Annotated in this window: 14 protein-coding genes; 11 read left to right on the top strand and 3 right to left on the bottom strand. The window is 57.6% G+C overall.

The window, feature by feature from the left end; all coding sequences use genetic code 11:
• Window positions 1-4 precede the first annotated feature (4 nt).
• Window positions 5-1,156 carry an acyl-CoA dehydrogenase family protein gene (locus B3Z17_RS01885; RefSeq protein WP_286828348.1) on the bottom strand — a complete coding sequence of 384 codons (1,152 nt, stop codon included), beginning with the start codon at window positions 1,154-1,156 and terminating at the stop codon, window positions 5-7.
• Window positions 1,157-1,330: 174 nt separating this feature from the next.
• On the opposite strand from B3Z17_RS01885, the gene pcaF reads away from it, so the two are divergent.
• The 3 genes from pcaF to B3Z17_RS01900 are packed head-to-tail and all read left to right on the top strand — an operon-like array spanning window position 1,331 to window position 5,464.
• Complete coding sequence (pcaF, locus tag B3Z17_RS01890) at window positions 1,331-2,536, top strand: 3-oxoadipyl-CoA thiolase (RefSeq protein WP_286828349.1); 1,206 nt, start codon at window positions 1,331-1,333, stop codon at window positions 2,534-2,536.
• A gap of 28 nt (window positions 2,537-2,564) precedes the next feature.
• Window positions 2,565-4,664 (top strand): 3-hydroxyacyl-CoA dehydrogenase NAD-binding domain-containing protein, encoded by a 2,100-nt coding sequence (locus B3Z17_RS01895; protein WP_286828350.1) that lies wholly within the window; start codon window positions 2,565-2,567, stop codon window positions 4,662-4,664.
• Between the two features lie 11 nt (window positions 4,665-4,675).
• A complete protein-coding gene (locus B3Z17_RS01900) occupies window positions 4,676-5,464 on the top strand; it encodes an SDR family NAD(P)-dependent oxidoreductase (protein ID WP_068305375.1) in 789 nt (262 codons plus the stop codon).
• A gap of 113 nt (window positions 5,465-5,577) precedes the next feature.
• On the opposite strand, the gene B3Z17_RS01905 is transcribed toward B3Z17_RS01900, so the two are convergent.
• The gene (locus B3Z17_RS01905) at window positions 5,578-7,767 is read right to left on the bottom strand and encodes a TonB-dependent receptor (RefSeq protein WP_068305379.1); all 2,190 of its coding nucleotides are present in this window, start codon (window positions 7,765-7,767) and stop codon (window positions 5,578-5,580) included.
• Between the two features lie 436 nt (window positions 7,768-8,203).
• Here B3Z17_RS01905 and sfsA point away from each other — a divergent pair, with 436 nt between their 5' ends.
• Genes sfsA through B3Z17_RS01930 form a run of 5 tightly spaced genes read left to right on the top strand, consistent with a single transcriptional unit; the run spans window position 8,204 to window position 11,465 of the window.
• Window positions 8,204-8,914 carry a DNA/RNA nuclease SfsA gene (gene sfsA / locus B3Z17_RS01910; protein ID WP_286828351.1) on the top strand — a complete coding sequence of 237 codons (711 nt, stop codon included), beginning with the start codon at window positions 8,204-8,206 and terminating at the stop codon, window positions 8,912-8,914.
• Window positions 8,915-8,946: 32 nt separating this feature from the next.
• The gene (gene map / locus B3Z17_RS01915) at window positions 8,947-9,777 is read left to right on the top strand and encodes a type I methionyl aminopeptidase (RefSeq protein ID WP_286828352.1); all 831 of its coding nucleotides are present in this window, start codon (window positions 8,947-8,949) and stop codon (window positions 9,775-9,777) included.
• An 11-nt stretch (window positions 9,778-9,788) separates the two neighbouring features.
• Window positions 9,789-10,478, top strand: coding sequence for a RadC family protein (gene radC, locus B3Z17_RS01920; RefSeq protein WP_068305385.1), 690 nt, complete (start codon window positions 9,789-9,791; stop codon window positions 10,476-10,478).
• A 49-nt stretch (window positions 10,479-10,527) separates the two neighbouring features.
• Window positions 10,528-10,983 carry an NUDIX domain-containing protein gene (locus B3Z17_RS01925; RefSeq protein WP_286828353.1) on the top strand — a complete coding sequence of 152 codons (456 nt, stop codon included), beginning with the start codon at window positions 10,528-10,530 and terminating at the stop codon, window positions 10,981-10,983.
• Window positions 10,980-11,465: a CYTH domain-containing protein gene (locus B3Z17_RS01930; protein WP_286828354.1), complete on the top strand. Its 486-nt coding sequence runs from the start codon at window positions 10,980-10,982 to the stop codon at window positions 11,463-11,465. Before B3Z17_RS01925 ends, B3Z17_RS01930 begins: the two co-directional genes overlap by 4 nt.
• On the opposite strand, the gene B3Z17_RS01935 is transcribed toward B3Z17_RS01930, so the two are convergent.
• Complete coding sequence (locus B3Z17_RS01935; protein ID WP_286828355.1) at window positions 11,462-12,775, bottom strand: amidohydrolase family protein; 1,314 nt, start codon at window positions 12,773-12,775, stop codon at window positions 11,462-11,464. The two genes, B3Z17_RS01930 and B3Z17_RS01935, sit on opposite strands and share 4 nt — an antisense overlap.
• 139 nt (window positions 12,776-12,914) lie before the next feature.
• Between B3Z17_RS01935 and purB the strand changes: the two genes are divergently transcribed.
• The 3 genes from purB to B3Z17_RS01950 all read left to right on the top strand — a co-directional run bounded on the left by purB (window position 12,915) and on the right by B3Z17_RS01950 (window position 15,370).
• Window positions 12,915-14,216: an adenylosuccinate lyase gene (purB, locus tag B3Z17_RS01940; RefSeq protein WP_286828356.1), complete on the top strand. Its 1,302-nt coding sequence runs from the start codon at window positions 12,915-12,917 to the stop codon at window positions 14,214-14,216.
• Window positions 14,217-14,384: 168 nt separating this feature from the next.
• Window positions 14,385-14,864 carry a PAS domain-containing protein gene (locus tag B3Z17_RS01945; protein WP_286828357.1) on the top strand — a complete coding sequence of 160 codons (480 nt, stop codon included), beginning with the start codon at window positions 14,385-14,387 and terminating at the stop codon, window positions 14,862-14,864.
• Window positions 14,861-15,370 (top strand): PAS domain-containing protein, encoded by a 510-nt coding sequence (locus tag B3Z17_RS01950; protein ID WP_286828358.1) that lies wholly within the window; start codon window positions 14,861-14,863, stop codon window positions 15,368-15,370. The genes B3Z17_RS01945 and B3Z17_RS01950 overlap by 4 nt, the downstream gene beginning before the upstream one ends.
• Window positions 15,371-15,373: the final 3 nt, after the last annotated feature.

A 15,373-nucleotide genomic window follows, 5' to 3' on the forward strand; every position in this document is an offset into this window, starting at 1 on the left:
CTGCCTAGTCGGTGTTGGCGATCACATCCTTGGCGATAATCAGCTGCTGGATTTGGCTTGTGCCCTCGTAAATCCGGAACAGGCGCGCATCGCGGTAGAGCTGTTCGATGCCGTAGTCGGCGATATAACCCGCGCCGCCATACATTTGCACGGCGCGGTCTGCCACGCGGCCCACCATCTCGGACGCGAAAAGTTTGGCGCAGGAGGCCTTGCGCTTGGTGTTTTCGCCCCGGTCGCGAGCAGCGGCCGCGTCGCGGATCATGGATTTGGCGGCGTAAATTTCAGTTTCGCTGTCGGCAATCATGGCCTGAATCAGCTGGAAGTCTGCGATGGCGCTGCCGAATTGGGTGCGTTCCTTGGTGTAGCGCACAGCGTCCGCGAGCATCCGCGATGCGAGCCCCGCACACACAGCAGAGATATGCAGGCGGCCCTTGTCCAGGACCTTCATGGCGGTCTTGAAACCCATGTTCTCCACCCCGCCGATGATATTCTCTGCGGGCACGCGGCAATTATCGAAAATAACGTCGGCAACCGGCGCGCCTTGCTGGCCCATTTTCTTCTCGGGTGCACCAACGGTCAGGCCGGGTGTGCCCTTTTCAACCAGAAAGGCCGAGACACCGCGGGCGTCTTTGCTATTCGCGTCCGTGCGCGCCATTACAGTGAACAGGCCAGCGTAGGGCGCGTTGGTGATGAAACGTTTGGTGCCGTTGAGGACGAAATGGTCGCCGTCCCGAACGGCGCTGGTGCGCAGACTTCCGGCATCCGACCCGGCTTCGGGTTCCGTCAGGCAGAAGGAACCCACAAGATCGCCACTCGCGAGCTTCGGTAGGTATTTCTCTTTCTGCTCAGGCGTGCCGTCCAGTACGATGGCCTGACTGCCGATACCCACATTCGTGCCGAACAGGGACCGGAAGGCAGGCGCGGCCTCGCCGATCACCATGGCGACCTCTATTTCCTCGCACATATTCAGCGCCAGCCCGCCATATTCTTCAGGAATCGTGAGCGCGAACAAGCCAAGCTCTTTGATTTCGGCTACAATTTCGTCCGGGATGCGGTCAGTGTCAGCCACCTGGCGCTCAAGGGGGATCAGACGCTCGAGTACGAACCGGCGCAGAGTTTCCAGCAGTTGGTCGAGTGTTTCCTGGTCGAGTGCCATTTTTGGTCCTTCCCCTCGTCGAATGCAGTCTTTGATCTATAATTAATACGGCCGATTAAAAAGGCAATGAAGCGCGGACAAAATGAACCGCAATTGACGCTGGTAATTTGAATTGCAGGATTTACTTTAGGTCTTAAATAATTTTTCGATCAGTTTTTGGGCGGAGGGCTACAGATGAAAACGGCTTATATTTGTGACGGTATCAGGACCCCTATCGGGCGTTATGGCGGTGGGCTGTCGTCCGTGCGGGCGGATGATCTGGCGGCACACCCCATCAAGGCGCTGATGGCACGGAACGATGGCGTTGACTGGTCCCGCGTGGATGATCTTTATTTCGGCTGCGCCAACCAGGCGGGGGAAGACAACCGCAATGTCGGCCGTATGGCGGCGCTGTTGGCCGGGCTGCCGCAGGATGTGCCCGCTGCCACCGTGAACAGGCTGTGTGGCTCAGGGCTGGAGGCCACGGGGCTTGCTGCCCGGGCCGTGATGGCCGGTGAGGCCGATCTGGCGATCGCGGGCGGCGTGGAAAGCATGTCCCGCGCGCCTTTCGTGATGGCCAAGGCCACCAGCGCGTTTGACCGCAACGCAGAGATTTACGACACCACCATTGGCTGGCGGTTTGTCAACAAGGCCCTGAAGGCCGCATACGGCACCGACAGCATGCCTGAAACCGCAGAAAACCTGGCTGAAGACATGGGGATCAGCCGCGAGGACCAGGACGCCTTCGCCTACCGCTCGCAAATGCGCGCCAAGGCCGCGCAGGAAAGTGGCCGGTTCGAGCGCGAGATTGCCCCGGTTTCTATCCCACAGCGCAAGGGTGATCCGCTGGTTGTGGCGCACGACGAGCACCCGCGCGGCAATACCACCATGGAAGCGCTGGCGGGCCTGCGCGCGCCGTTCCGGGAAGGGGGCACTGTGACGGCAGGCAATGCATCCGGCACCAATGACGGCGCGGCTGCCCTGCTGATTGCCGGTGAAGAGGCGGTGAAAACCTATGGCCTGACACCCATGGCACGGGTGGTTGGTATGTGCAGCGCAGGCGTGCCGCCACGTACCATGGGCTATGGGCCCGTGCCCGCCACACAGAAATTATTGTCACGTTTGGGCTTGGCACTCAGTGATATCGACATAATTGAGCTTAACGAAGCGTTCGCCGCCCAATCGCTGGCATGCCTGCGCGGGCTTGGCCTTGCTGACGATGCAGCACACGTGAACCCGAATGGGGGTGCGATTGCGCTGGGCCACCCGCTGGGAATGTCCGGCGCCCGACTTGCGCTGACGCTCGCGCATGAAATGGCGGAGCAAAAGGCGCGTTACGGCCTTGCCACCATGTGTATCGGCGTGGGGCAGGGCATCGCGATGGTGCTGGAACGCACATAAGAATTTGAGGATTTGAAGGGGAAAAGCAATGACGACAGTTTCCAAAGCAATGCATGGCCGCGTGGCGGTGCTGACGGTGGACAATCCGCCGGTGAACGCCCTGTCGCACAGTGTGCGCGAGGGGCTGGCAAACCAGATGACGGCACTTGCCGGAGACGACGGCGTTGATGCCATCGTCATTGCCTGTGCAGGCCGCACCTTCATTGCTGGCGCAGACATTCGCGAATTTGGCGCGCCACCCAAGGAGCCCCACCTGCCTGATGTGGTGAACCAGATTGAAGCCATGGAAAAGCCCGTTGTTGCTGCTATCCATGGCACCGCACTGGGTGGTGGCCTTGAGGTGGCACTGAGTTGTCATTACCGCGTGGCCGTGGAAAGTGCCAAGATCGGTCTGCCGGAAGTGCATCTGGGTATCCTGCCGGGCGCGGGGGGCACCCAGCGCCTACCGCGCATCGCTGGCCCTGCAAACGCCATTGATGCGATCCTCAGCGGTCGCCATGTGAAGGCGCGCGAGGCACTGAAGTGGGGCGTGATTGATGAGATAACAGACGGTGACTTGGTTGAGGCCGCGATCGCCACCGCAGAAAAAGCCGTTGGAAAACCGCCACGCCGCACCGGCGAGATTGAAATCGATGGGGACGCCTTCGGGCCTGAGTTTTTTGCTGGCGTCCGCAAGTCTGTCGCCAAGCAAACCCGCGGCTATTTCGCGCCAGAGCGCTGCATCCAGTGTGTGGAAGTAGCCGTGTCCCTGCCGCTGGCGGAAGGGCTGAAGCGCGAGCGTGAACTGTTCCAGGAATGCGCGAAAAATCCGCAGGCCAAGGCCCTGCAGCATATGTTCTTTGCCGACCGCCAGGTCAGCCGCATTCCGGGCATTACCAAGGAAACCCCGCGCCGCGACATCAAGCGTGTAGGCATCATCGGTGCCGGTACCATGGGTGGCGGCATTGCCATGAATTTCGCCAATGTGGGCATTCCTGTGACGATCCTTGAGGTGCAGCAGGAGGCACTGGACCGTGGCCTGGGCGTTGTGCGCAAGAATTACGAGCGTTCGGCCGCCAAGGGCAAGCTGACAGCCGAGCAAGTGGAAGGCCTGATGGGCCAATTCACTGGTACGCTCAGCTATGATGACTTGTCGGATTGCGACCTCATTATTGAGGCCGTGTTCGAGACAATGGAGATCAAGAAGAAGGTGTTCGGCGAACTGGACCGTGTGGCCAAGCCTGGCGCGATCCTGGCATCGAACACCTCCTATCTTGATATCGACGAAATCGCTGCCTCCACCAGCCGTCCTGCTGATGTGCTCGGGCTGCACTTCTTCTCCCCCGCCAATGTGATGCGGCTTCTTGAAATCGTTCGGGCTGAGAAAACGGCTGACGATGTGCTGGCCACCTGTGTGGATTTGGCGAAGGCCATCCGCAAGGTGGGTGTGGTTGCGGGCGTGTGCCACGGTTTCATTGGCAACCGCATGCTGTCGCCGTACGGTCGCGAGGCGTCGCTGGCGGTAATCGAGGGCGCGAAGCCTGAAGAAGTGGATGCGGCACTCTATAATTTCGGCATGCCAATGGGGCCGATGACCATGTCCGACATGGCGGGCGTTGATATTGGCTACCTGAACCGCCAAGGCATGGGGCGCGAGAATTACGAGACCAAGGCCTATGACTGGGTCGACCGGCTGGTTGAGCAGGGTCGTAAAGGCCTGAAGGTTGGCAAGGGCATCTACAGGTATGCCGAAGGCGACCGCACCCCACAGCCTGATCCTGAGGTCATGAAGGTTATCGAAGAAGAAAGCGCCAAACTGGGTATCGAGCGCAAGCCAATCCCGGCTGAGGATATTGTGGAGCGTTGCATGATGGCGCTGATCAATGAAGGTGCGAAAATTCTGGGCGAAGGCAAGGCTTACCGCGCCAGCGACATCGATGTGGTCTATGTGAACGGCTATGGCTTCCCGCGCTACCGTGGCGGACCAATGCATTATGCCGACACAATCGGCCTGAAGAATGTCTACGCCAAAATTATGGAATTCCAGGAGAAATTCGGCCCGCGCTGGTGGCAGCCTGCGCCGCTTCTGAAAGAACTTGCCGAAGCCGGTAAAAGCTTCGCCGATTATGACCGCGAAAACGCGGGTTAAGGGAGAGTATGATGAGCAATGATTATCTGAACGGTCTTTTCAGCCTTGAAGGCCAGGTGGCCCTGGTGGCTGGCGCGTCTTCCGGCATTGGTGCTGAGTTTGCCCAGGCGCTGGCGCGGGCCGGTGCTGACGTGGTGCTGTGCGCCCGCCGGGTTGACCGCATCGAAGAATTGGCCAAGGAGATCGCCAAGGAAACCGGTCGCAAGACGCTTGCCCTGTCGATGGACGTAAAAGACGCGGCGAGTGTCGAAGCCGCATTCACCGACGCGGCCGAACAACTTGGCACGCCCACAGTTGTGTGCGCGAACGCAGGTGTTGGGCACATGGTGCCAGCGCTTGAGGAAACCGAAGAGCAGTGGGACCACATGCTGGACACCAACCTCAAGGGCATGTGGCGCGTGGGCAAAACTGCTGCCAAGCATATGATCAGCGCTGGCCTGAAGGGCAGCATTATCAACACCGCGTCCATCCTGGGACTCGGGGTCTCCAACCAGCATCTGAGCTATGCGACCAGTAAGGCAGGCGTGGTGCAGATGACCCGCGCGATGGCGCTTGAGTGGCAACGTTACGGCATTCGTGTGAACGCCTTGTGCCCAGGCTTCTTTGTTACAGAGATCAACGAGGAAGGCCTGAATACGGAGCGTGGCCTGCAGATGCTGAAGGCCACGCCGGCCCGGCGTGCGGGCGAGCTTGCGGAACTGGTGCCTCCGATGCTGATGCTGGCTAGCCCCGCTTCAAGCTTCACAACAGGTGTGGCGCTACCGGTTGATGGAGCCCATTCGGTAAAGCTTGTGCCATAACGCAGGCACCATTCTGGAATGCAAAAGCCCGGCCTAGCGCCGGGTTTTTTTTATGGGCAAAAGAAAACGGGGGCGAAAGGCCCCCGTTCCCAAACGATTGAATTTTGACTTGCCTACCAGCGAGTGGAAAGACCGATACCGAACACGCGCGGTGCGTTCACAAAGCCCGTGTTGTTGTTGAAGTCGATCACACCCTTGAGGTTCGTTTCATTGGTGATGTTGCGGCCGAAGATGGAAACTTCGTGCTGCAGCTCTTCACCGAAGCGGTAACCCATGCGGGCACCCAGTTCGAACGTGCCGCTGGTGGAGAACTCAGCTGTATCATAGAGCAGCATGTTGGTGTCGCCCTGAAGCGCATAGTCAGCGAAGATGAAGAATTCGCCGTCACCCATCATGCGATGATAGTCAGCCGTGAAGTTCACAGTCCAGTCTGGTGCCTGTGGCAGCGGATTGCCGTCAACAATCGCGAAACCGTCGTCATCGATCGGGTCAAGCGGCGTACACTGGCCGGAACCACAAGTTGGTACGCGCAGGCCGGTATCGTTGATCTGGGTGTTGGCATAACCAAGGCCTGCCGTGATAGTCAGGTTCTCGGATGCCAGCCACTCGATGTCAGTCTCAAAGCCGTAGCCGATTACTTCGTCAACGCTTACGAGTTGCACGCTGTTGGTAGCACCACCAACCGCAGTTACCTGCAGGTCGGATACGTCATAGTAGAAGACAGCACCATTCCAGCGCAGGCGGTTCTCAGCGAGAGTCGCCTTGAAGCCTGCCTCGTAGGACATGATGGTTTCTTCCTTGGCGGTGGTTGGTACGCCGAAGAAGGCTACGTCACGGCCCTGAATGGTTGGCGCGCGGAAACCGGAGGCTACGCGGGCATAGATGGATACATCGTCATTCAGCACGTGGTTGACAGCTGCATCCCAGCTTACGCGGTCGCCTTCAAGCTCAACAGTGTCAAGCTGTGCGCCGAATGCGCCAGAATAAGCATCAGCTGTCTTTTCGTCGTCGGTGTAACGCATACCCACGGTGATTGTGGTGTCTGCTGTTACGTCATAGCTGACCTGACCAAAGAGCGCCCAAGTGGTGTTCTGGTGACGAACAGTCGAATCCGGCACGAAGAACGGCGTAGTGCGCACAGTGAAGTCGCTATCGAAGAAGAAGAAGCCAACCTGATAGAAGAGCTGATCGCTTGCTTGCTGGGACAGGCGCAGTTCCTGCGTGATCTGGTCCAGGTCATCGATATGGTCTTGGGTCGTGCTTTGGAACGGAATGAAGCCTGGGCCATCCGGGTTACCGCCGTCGATATCGCCAAGGCTGGAGCCGTTGGTGGTCTCATAAGCAGTGATGGAGGTCAGGGTCATTTCATTGTCGAAGTCTTTGACCATCTTCAGAGATGCACCCCAGCTGTCATATTCCTGTGGGTTGCCATGGTCATCACCGAAGTAAACTTCATCACGGTCAAAGTTGCCGTTGATGTCGTTGCTGCCAGTTGTCAGGATGTTCGCGCGGAACAGCGAGCTTGTGCCCGTCAGGCTACGGAAATGGATATTCCCCAGAGCGCTGAAGGTGTCAGTTGGCTCAAACAAGACCTGTGCACGGCCGGCGAATTCTTCAAAGCCGCCAAGGGCATCGTCTTCGCCAAGGTAAGCATTGTCGATATGGTCATCACGGCGGCTGTAAAGCATGGATACGCGGGCAGACAGTTTGTCGCTGATGCCGCCACCCTGTGCGAATTCAAACGAGCCTGTGCCGTACGAGCCGTAGCTTGCAGACAGGTAGCCTTCAGCTTCCTGGGTTGGCTTGCGTGTGTCGAACTTGATGATGCCTGCTGGCGTGTTGCGACCAAACAGAGTGCCTTGTGGGCCACGCAGTACTTCAACGCGCTCCACGTCGAAAAGCGGGAAGCTTTTCAGGATTACGTTTTCCTGCACAACTTCGTCGACAACAACAGATACCGGCTGGGAAGCTGCGAGGTCGAAGTCAGTGTTGCCGAGACCGCGGATGTAGAAGCGTGGCGCTACACGACCGTTGGATGATTCAGCGTTCAGGCCAGGTACGCGGCTTGAGAGCAGGCGAATGTCTTCGCCGCCAGCGGCGAACGTGTTGATCTTGTCGCCGCTCAGCGCGGAGATAGAGATCGGAACGTCTTGGAGGCTCTGTTCCCGCTTTTGGGCGGTCACGACGATTTCTTCGAGCACGAAGTCGCTCGATGCGCTCTGGGCATTGGCGCCAACGGAGAGCGCCAGCGCAGAACAGCCCGCGATCAGGCATGCGCTATGGTTGAACCAAGTGTTTTTCATGGTGAATTTCCTCATTCGAAGTACGCAGCTTCTTTTTTATAAGCAACTTTGGGAAACGCGTGATGCCATCGGTGCCGGGCATCTGATTTGGATAATGCGTCCAAAGCCTTAGTTTGCATACGCTGGACCTGATGAGAATGATTTTTCATCAGTCGCTTCACAACAATACTGACCAAGAAGTCAAAGTGTTGCAGATAAGCAACCAAATGGGCGTGGCATTTATGCAAATCGATATAAAAAATGATGCTGAGTACCCTCCCTGTTTTCCTCGTTTGACGGATTACTCATAACTTTGTCGGGATATTCAATATCATATTGTCGACAATTTAACATCACTTTCATCAACTATTCTGTGACAGGCCGGGGATGCGTGACATATTGGTGTGAAAATACAGTGGCGCTTGATTGCGCTTATAGGACTGGATAGGGTGCTGGCATGATTTTCGAGAATGCTTTGACAGAAGGCCGCCTGATCAAGCGCTACAAGCGTTTCCTGGCGGACGTGGAGTTGCCGGACGGCAGCGTGGTGGTCGCGCACTGCGCCAACTCGGGCTCAATGCTGGGGTGCAAGGAGCCCGGCAGCCGGGTTTACCTGTCCCCCAACACCAACCCCAAGGCCAAGTTGGACTGGCGCTGGGAAATGGTGGAGGTGGACGGCCATCTGGTGGGTATCAACACCAGCCACCCCAACAAGCTGGCGGAAGAAGCCATCCTGGGTGGTGTGATACCGGAACTTTCGGGCTATGCCAGCCTCAGGCGCGAAGTGAAATACGGCCAGAACAGCCGGATCGATATACTGCTGGAGGAGTCAGAAAAGACAGGTGCAGCAAACCAGTGTTTTGTCGAAGTGAAGAATGTGACATTGCGCGTTGGGAATGATGCCCAATTCCCCGATGCGGTGACCGCGCGAGGCACAAAGCACCTTCGTGAGCTGATGGATATGGTGGCGGAAGGCCACCGGGCCGTGATGCTATACCTTGTACAGCGCGGTGATTGCTTGTCTTTTGCGCCTGCGACGGATATTGATCCCACCTATGCGGCGACGCTTAAGGAAGCCATTGAGGCGGGCGTTGAAACTTTGTGTTATGTTTGTGATCTGTCGACTGACGGCATCCGGGTGGACCGCCCGATGTCCCTTGGCTTCTAAGTCAGGACAGTGATCGAAGCGGGAATTTGACAATGAATTATGTAGATGCGGTTGATGTGCCCGAAGCACGCACCGGTGCAATCAAGATCCACGGCCCTGAGGCCTTTGAGGGCATGCGTGCGGCCGGCAAGCTGGCAGCCGGGACGCTGGATTATATAACGCCACACGTGAAAGCGGGCATCACCACGGAAGAGCTGGACCGACTGTGCCACGAATTCATTCTGGACAATAACGCCATTCCGGCGCCGCTGAATTATCGCGGTTTTCCGAAATCAATCTGCACCTCGATCAACCACGTCATCTGCCACGGCATTCCGGGGCCGAAAAAGCTGAAGGAAGGCGACAGCCTGAACATCGACGTAACGGTGATTCTGGACGGCTGGTTCGGCGACACAAGCCGCATGTTTTTTGTGGGTAAGCCAAAACTGCTGCCTCAACGCCTGTGTCAGGTGACGTTCGAAGCGCTGTGGAAGGGTATCGAGGCCGTGAAACCAGGTGCGCGCCTGGGCGATATTGGTCATGCAATTCAGACGCACGTTGAGGCCCACCGCTACAGTGTGGTGCGGGATTTCTGCGGCCACGGTATCGGCCGGGTGTTCCATGACGAACCCAGCGTGATGCATTTCGGCAAGCCGGGCACGGGCCCTGAGCTGCGCCCTGGCATGTTCTTCACCATTGAACCCATGGTCAATGCTGGCAAGCCGGGCTCCAAGATTTTGGCGGACGGTTGGACCGCGGTAACCCGCGACAAAACGCTGTCGATGCAGTTCGAGCACACACTGGCCGTCACAGATGATGGCTATGAAGTCTTCACCAAGTCGCCAAAAGGCTGGTTTTGCCCGCCTTATGATGGCGTGGATTAGACAGGGGCCGGATGGGGGAAACGGACAACAGGGATCACGTCAAGGGCCACAGGGCCAGGCTTCGGGAACGCTTCCTGAGGGGCGGACCTGACGCGCTTGCGGACTATGAGCTTCTTGAGCTGATCCTGTTTCTGGGTATTCCCCGACGCGATGTTAAACCTCTGGCCAAAGACCTGATCGCCCGTTTCGGAAGTTACGCAGCTGTGCTGAGTGCCGATGTGGACAAGCTGCGTACCATGAAGGGGCTGGGGGAGACCGCGATTGCTGCCATTAAAGCTGTGCAGGCTTCCGCGCTTCACCTGACCCGGGCTGAGGCCACAGGCAAGCCTGTGATGAGCAACTGGGCGGCGGTGCAGGGGTACTTGCAGGGTGCCATGGGCAATATCCCGCGTGAACAGTTCCGCCTCATGTTCCTGGACCGCAAGAATGCGTTGATTGCTGATGAGGTCTTGAGCGACGGTACCATCGACCGCACGGCCGTTTATACGCGGGAAGTTGTCCGTCGTGGCCTTGAACTTGAAGCCGGCGCCCTTATACTTGTTCATAACCATCCGTCGGGCGACCCGGCACCCAGCCACGCGGATGTTCAGATGACGAAGGAAATTTCAGACGCCTGCAGGCGCGTTGGCATCAAGGTTCACGACCATATCATTGTCGGGAAAACAGGGCAGGCAAGTTTTAAGGATTTGGGGTTATTGTAGGCGCCGGCACGACGAGAATGGCCGGAAAGCCCCCGTTTAAGGAAGTTTGATGTATTGGGAACAAGTACAGTCCACTCGCAAGGAATTAGAGGACGACCTGCCGGTTTCGGCAAAGGTAGTCCTTATGTCCGCGAACGGCAAGGCGCTGGTAATGCGCAAGTCCAGCGGCCTCTTTGACCTGCCTGGCGGCAAGGTGGAAACCGGAGAAGACCTTTTCAAAGCGCTGAAGCGTGAGGTGAAGGAAGAGGCCGGTCTGAAGGCCAAGACCTTCGAATTTGTTTCCAGTTGGGTCAAGCATCATCCAACGCTTGGCGACCGGCTTGTGCTGGTATTCACGGCCCAGTTGCCGGACAAAGCCAAGGATATTGAAATCACGCTGTCGGACGAGCACAGATGGGCTAAATTCAAAGGTCCCAAGGGCATTGCGAAAATCGCCGATATTCCACCAGGATATGCCAATGCCCTGCATATCTGTTTCCTGCGGGCGGGCAAGATCAAACCGTGATTGAGATCGAGCGTAAATTTCTGGTGCGGCCCGGTATTCTGGACCTCAAGGACGGGAAAGAGATTGCCCAGTGGTACATTATGCGTGGGGAAGGGCGATCCTTGCGCGTGCGCCGCTATGAGGGCGGCTATGTGATGACGGTCAAGATCGGCAAAGGCATTGCCCGTCAGGAGATCGAGCGAAAGCTTTCGAACGCCGAAGCTCTGAGCATGATCGACAATGCGCTTGAGGAACCGGTGCGGAAAACCCGCCACAGCATCAAGTCAGGCAAGCATATATGGTCGGTTGATGTGTTCAAGGGCCCGAACGAGGGCCTATGGCTGGCAGAGATTGAACTGCAGGCGAAGGACGAGTATTTCGAGCGCCCGGCCTGGATCGGCAAGGAAGTTTCGGGCGATGCCTGCTTCCAGAATGCAAACCTGGCCCGAAACCCCATTTCAAAGTGGCGCAGTGACTTTATCGCGGTCCTGAACGGCGATTAGTTGCCGTGGCGCGCTGCGATCTCCTTTAGCCGCGCGTCAATCTCATCCCTGCTGTACCAGCGGCCTGCGGCCATCACACCTGCCTGCTTGGTGATATTCATGATGTCTGCGCGTGGGTCTGCGTCCAGCAGGATCAGATCAGCGCGGGCGCCTGCCTTGATCACACCGAACGTGTCTTTGTCTTTCAGATAGTCCCCAGCGGCTTTGGTGCCGACGTGGAGAATCTGTTCGGCGCTCATGCCACCTGCGACCATCTCTTCAATTTCCCGCCATACGGAAAAGCCAGGCACAGAGAAGGTCTGGGGCGCGTCGCTGCCCATGGCTACATGGGCGCCCGCATCCGCAAAGGCTTTCAAGAGCTTCCGGCGATTTTCCACCACCATGGCACTGCGGCGCACTGACCGGGCGGTCTGTTCCCACCGCGCGAGCATGGCCTTGTCCACATAGGCGGTCTCGGGACGGGCAAGCAGGGCGCTGACCTCATCTTCTGGCAGGGTCGGGTCTTCATCCGCACCTGCATAAAAGGTGTTGAACAGGGCCTGTGTGGGCACGACCCAGGCGCCGGAGGCGAGTGTTTTGTCCACTGCCTTCTGGATATCTTCCGCCGTCAGTGGGCGCTCATAGCCGCCAAGCCACTGCAGGTAGCCGTCCATATGGTCGATGGAGATCTGGCCGGCATCCAAACTGTGCTCGATCCCCACGTCGGCGGACACATGGCCGCCGAACGGGTAGCCAAGGGCATTCGCAGTGGCGGCGATGGCATCATATTCTTCAAGGGAAAGGCCACCATGCAGCTTTTGCAGGTCCCATCCCGCGGCGGCATATTGTTTGGTCTTCTGGATGGCTTCCTCAACTGATGTGACGCTGCGGCCATTCAGGCTGGGCGCCGCCAGATAAAGTGTTGGGCCAGCAATTTCGCCGAGTTCAATTTTCTGGCGCAGGTCAAACTGCACAGGGTCCCCCAGCATGCCGCGTACGGTGGTGACACCGCCCGCCAGATAGAGGAACAGCGTGTCTTCCGTGCGGTCCTTGTCCCAGCCCGAGGCGGGCAGGTGGCCATGCATTTCCGCGAGGCCAGGGATAAGGAATTTGCCTGTGCCATCTATGATGCGTGGCGCGCCATGCAGGGAAGGGGCTTTGTCAGCGGTCCCAATATGCCTGATGCGGTCGTCGACAATGGTAACGACAACACCCTCTTGGGCCGTCGGGTGATCCATAGAGATCACTGTGACATTTTCAATTCGGATATTTTCCGCCGATGAATTGGTGGCAAAACCAAGAATGCAGAATATGGCTGTTATGAAACGCATCTAACCCTCCCCAATAATGCGGTGGAGCTATGCTCCGTGTGCATGGCCCAAGTGTCAAGGAAACTTGCGATAAGCCGTGCTTTCTGATAGGTGACCGGCAGATTTTGTTTTAGCCCATTGCCCGTGAGGAGCGCGCCCCATGATCCCTCGTTATTCCCGCAAGCAAATGACCGACATTTGGGAAGCGGAAAACCGGTTCCGTATCTGGTTCGAGATCGAAGCCCACGCCTGTGATGCCAACGCCAAGCTTGGCCGTATTCCTGAAGCTGCCGCCAAGGCTGTGTGGGAGCGCGGCAAGTTCGAGGTTGCGCGTATCGATGAGATCGAGCGCGAAGTGAAGCACGACGTGATCGCCTTCCTGACGAACCTTGCAGAACATGTGGGCGACGAAGCGCGTTTCGTGCACCAGGGCATGACCTCATCCGACGTTCTCGACACGTGCCTCAGCGTTCAGCTGGTACAGGCTGCCGATATCATCATCGATGATCTTGAAAAGCTGCTGGTTGTCCTCAAGCGCCGCGCCGAAGAGCACAAATACACTGTGTGTATCGGCCGTAGCCACGGCATTCACGCCGAGCCGGTCACCTTCGGCCTGAAGATGGCACAAGCTTACGCCGAGTTTGACCGCTGTCTTGAGCGCATGAAAATGGCGCGCAAGGAAGTGGCGACCTGTGCGATCTCCGGTGCTGTGGGTACGTTTGCCAACATCGACCCGTTCGTTGAAGAATATGTGGCTGAGAAGATGGGCCTTGAGGTCGAGCCCGTTTCCACGCAGGTGATCCCGCGTGACCGCCACGCCATGTATTTCGCGGTGCTCGGCGTTGTCGCCAGCTGTATCGAACGCTTGGCTGTTGAAGTGCGCCACCTGCAGCGCACCGAAGTCCTGGAAGCCCAGGAGTATTTCTCCAAGGGCCAGAAGGGCTCGTCGGCCATGCCGCACAAGAAGAACCCGATCCTGACCGAGAACCTCACGGGCCAGGCGCGCTATATTCGCGCGATGGCGATCCCGGCGATGGAAAATGTGGCACTGTGGCATGAGCGGGATATCTCCCACTCCTCCGTTGAGCGTTATATCGGCCCGGACGCGACTGTCGCGCTCGATTTCTCCCTCGCGCGCCTGACGAACGTGATGGACCAGCTGTTGGTTTACCCAGAGAATATGCTGGATAACATGAACAAGATGGGCGGTCTGCCGAACAGCCAGCGCGTGCTTCTTGAGCTGACGCAGGCTGGTGTAAGCCGTGAGGATGCCTACCGTCTGGTGCAGGCGAATGCCATGAAGGTTTGGGACAGCCGCGGCGAACTGCAGCTTCTTGACCTTCTGAAGGCTGATGAGACCGTGACAAGCAAGGTTTCTGAAGCCGAGCTGGATGAGCTCTTCAACATGGACTACCACACCAAGCATGTTGACACGATCTTTAAGCGCGTGTTTGGCGAATAGCTGCTAAAACACTGAAAGTAATGCGAAAAGGCGCCTCTTTGTGGAGGCGCTTTTTTTGTGTTTGGGGAGATTTTAGGTATGGGAAATTGCCGTAAAATCGTTGCCTGCGGGCGCCTTTCATGTCAGCTTTGAGGCGGGAAGAAAATGAGGTGGGGCTATATGTTGTCAATGGCTGACTTGAATGCGACAGGGCTTGAAGGGGTGATCCTGACGCAATTGTCTGAGCCTCAATCACAGTTTACCCGGGAACTCTTCGACCTTTGGAAGGAGCTCAAGGGCGAGCAGGAAATGCCGTCCAAAAGCGATTTCAAGCCGGAGCGGATGAAGGCCTACCTGCCCAATCTCTATATTGTCGACATCATCGACGGCGGTGCCGATTATCGGTTGCGGCTGATTGGGACGGCGCTGACGCAGATGGTGGGGCGCGACATGACGGGCCACCTGATCAGCGCAGTACCGGAAACTCAGTGGCGCGGGCGCATCTACGACACGGTGGTGCGTGAACGGGCGCCGGTTGGGTATTTGTCCCAACTGGGGCGGCCTGGCGGGCCTGCGGTCACCACAGAAAATATCGTCCTTCCGGCACTCGATATGGAGGGCGAGTTTTCGGAACTTGTCTGCGCCTCTGTTTTGGTGAAAGGGCCATGAGCAAGCAACCGGACATAAGCGGGAATTTCCCCTTCGGGGAGGTTGGTCAGCCGACAGAGGAGCTGAGCGAGCCGCGCCTTAAGTCTGCCAAGGAAATCCATGATCTATGGCTGTCGAAGCTGGACGGTCGGGACATGCCGCGGAAGTCCGATATACGACCACCTGAAATGAAATCTTTCCTGACAAATGTGTATATCGTGGATGTGCTGGACAGTGGCAAGGATTTCAGAATTCGTCTGTTCGGCACTGGTGTTTCAGACATGCTCAAGCAGGATTTCACCGGTGTAACCTTGTCAGAAACCCCACCTGAACTGCATTGGCGCGGCGATGTTTATCGGCTGGCATATGAGCGCCGGGCGCCGGTTTTCTATCTTTTCGAGCTGATCCCGTTCGGCCGGGAGCATGTGATTACGGAGAATGTGCTGCTGCCGCTCGCGAACGAGCAGGGCGAATTCGCCCACCTCCTGTGCCTGTCCGTTGAAGCAGCGCGTCGCAGACACCCGTAGGCG

It is taken from the genome of Kordiimonas sp. UBA4487 (genome assembly GCF_002389025.1).
GTDB lineage: Bacteria > Pseudomonadota > Alphaproteobacteria > Sphingomonadales > Kordiimonadaceae > Kordiimonas > Kordiimonas lacus.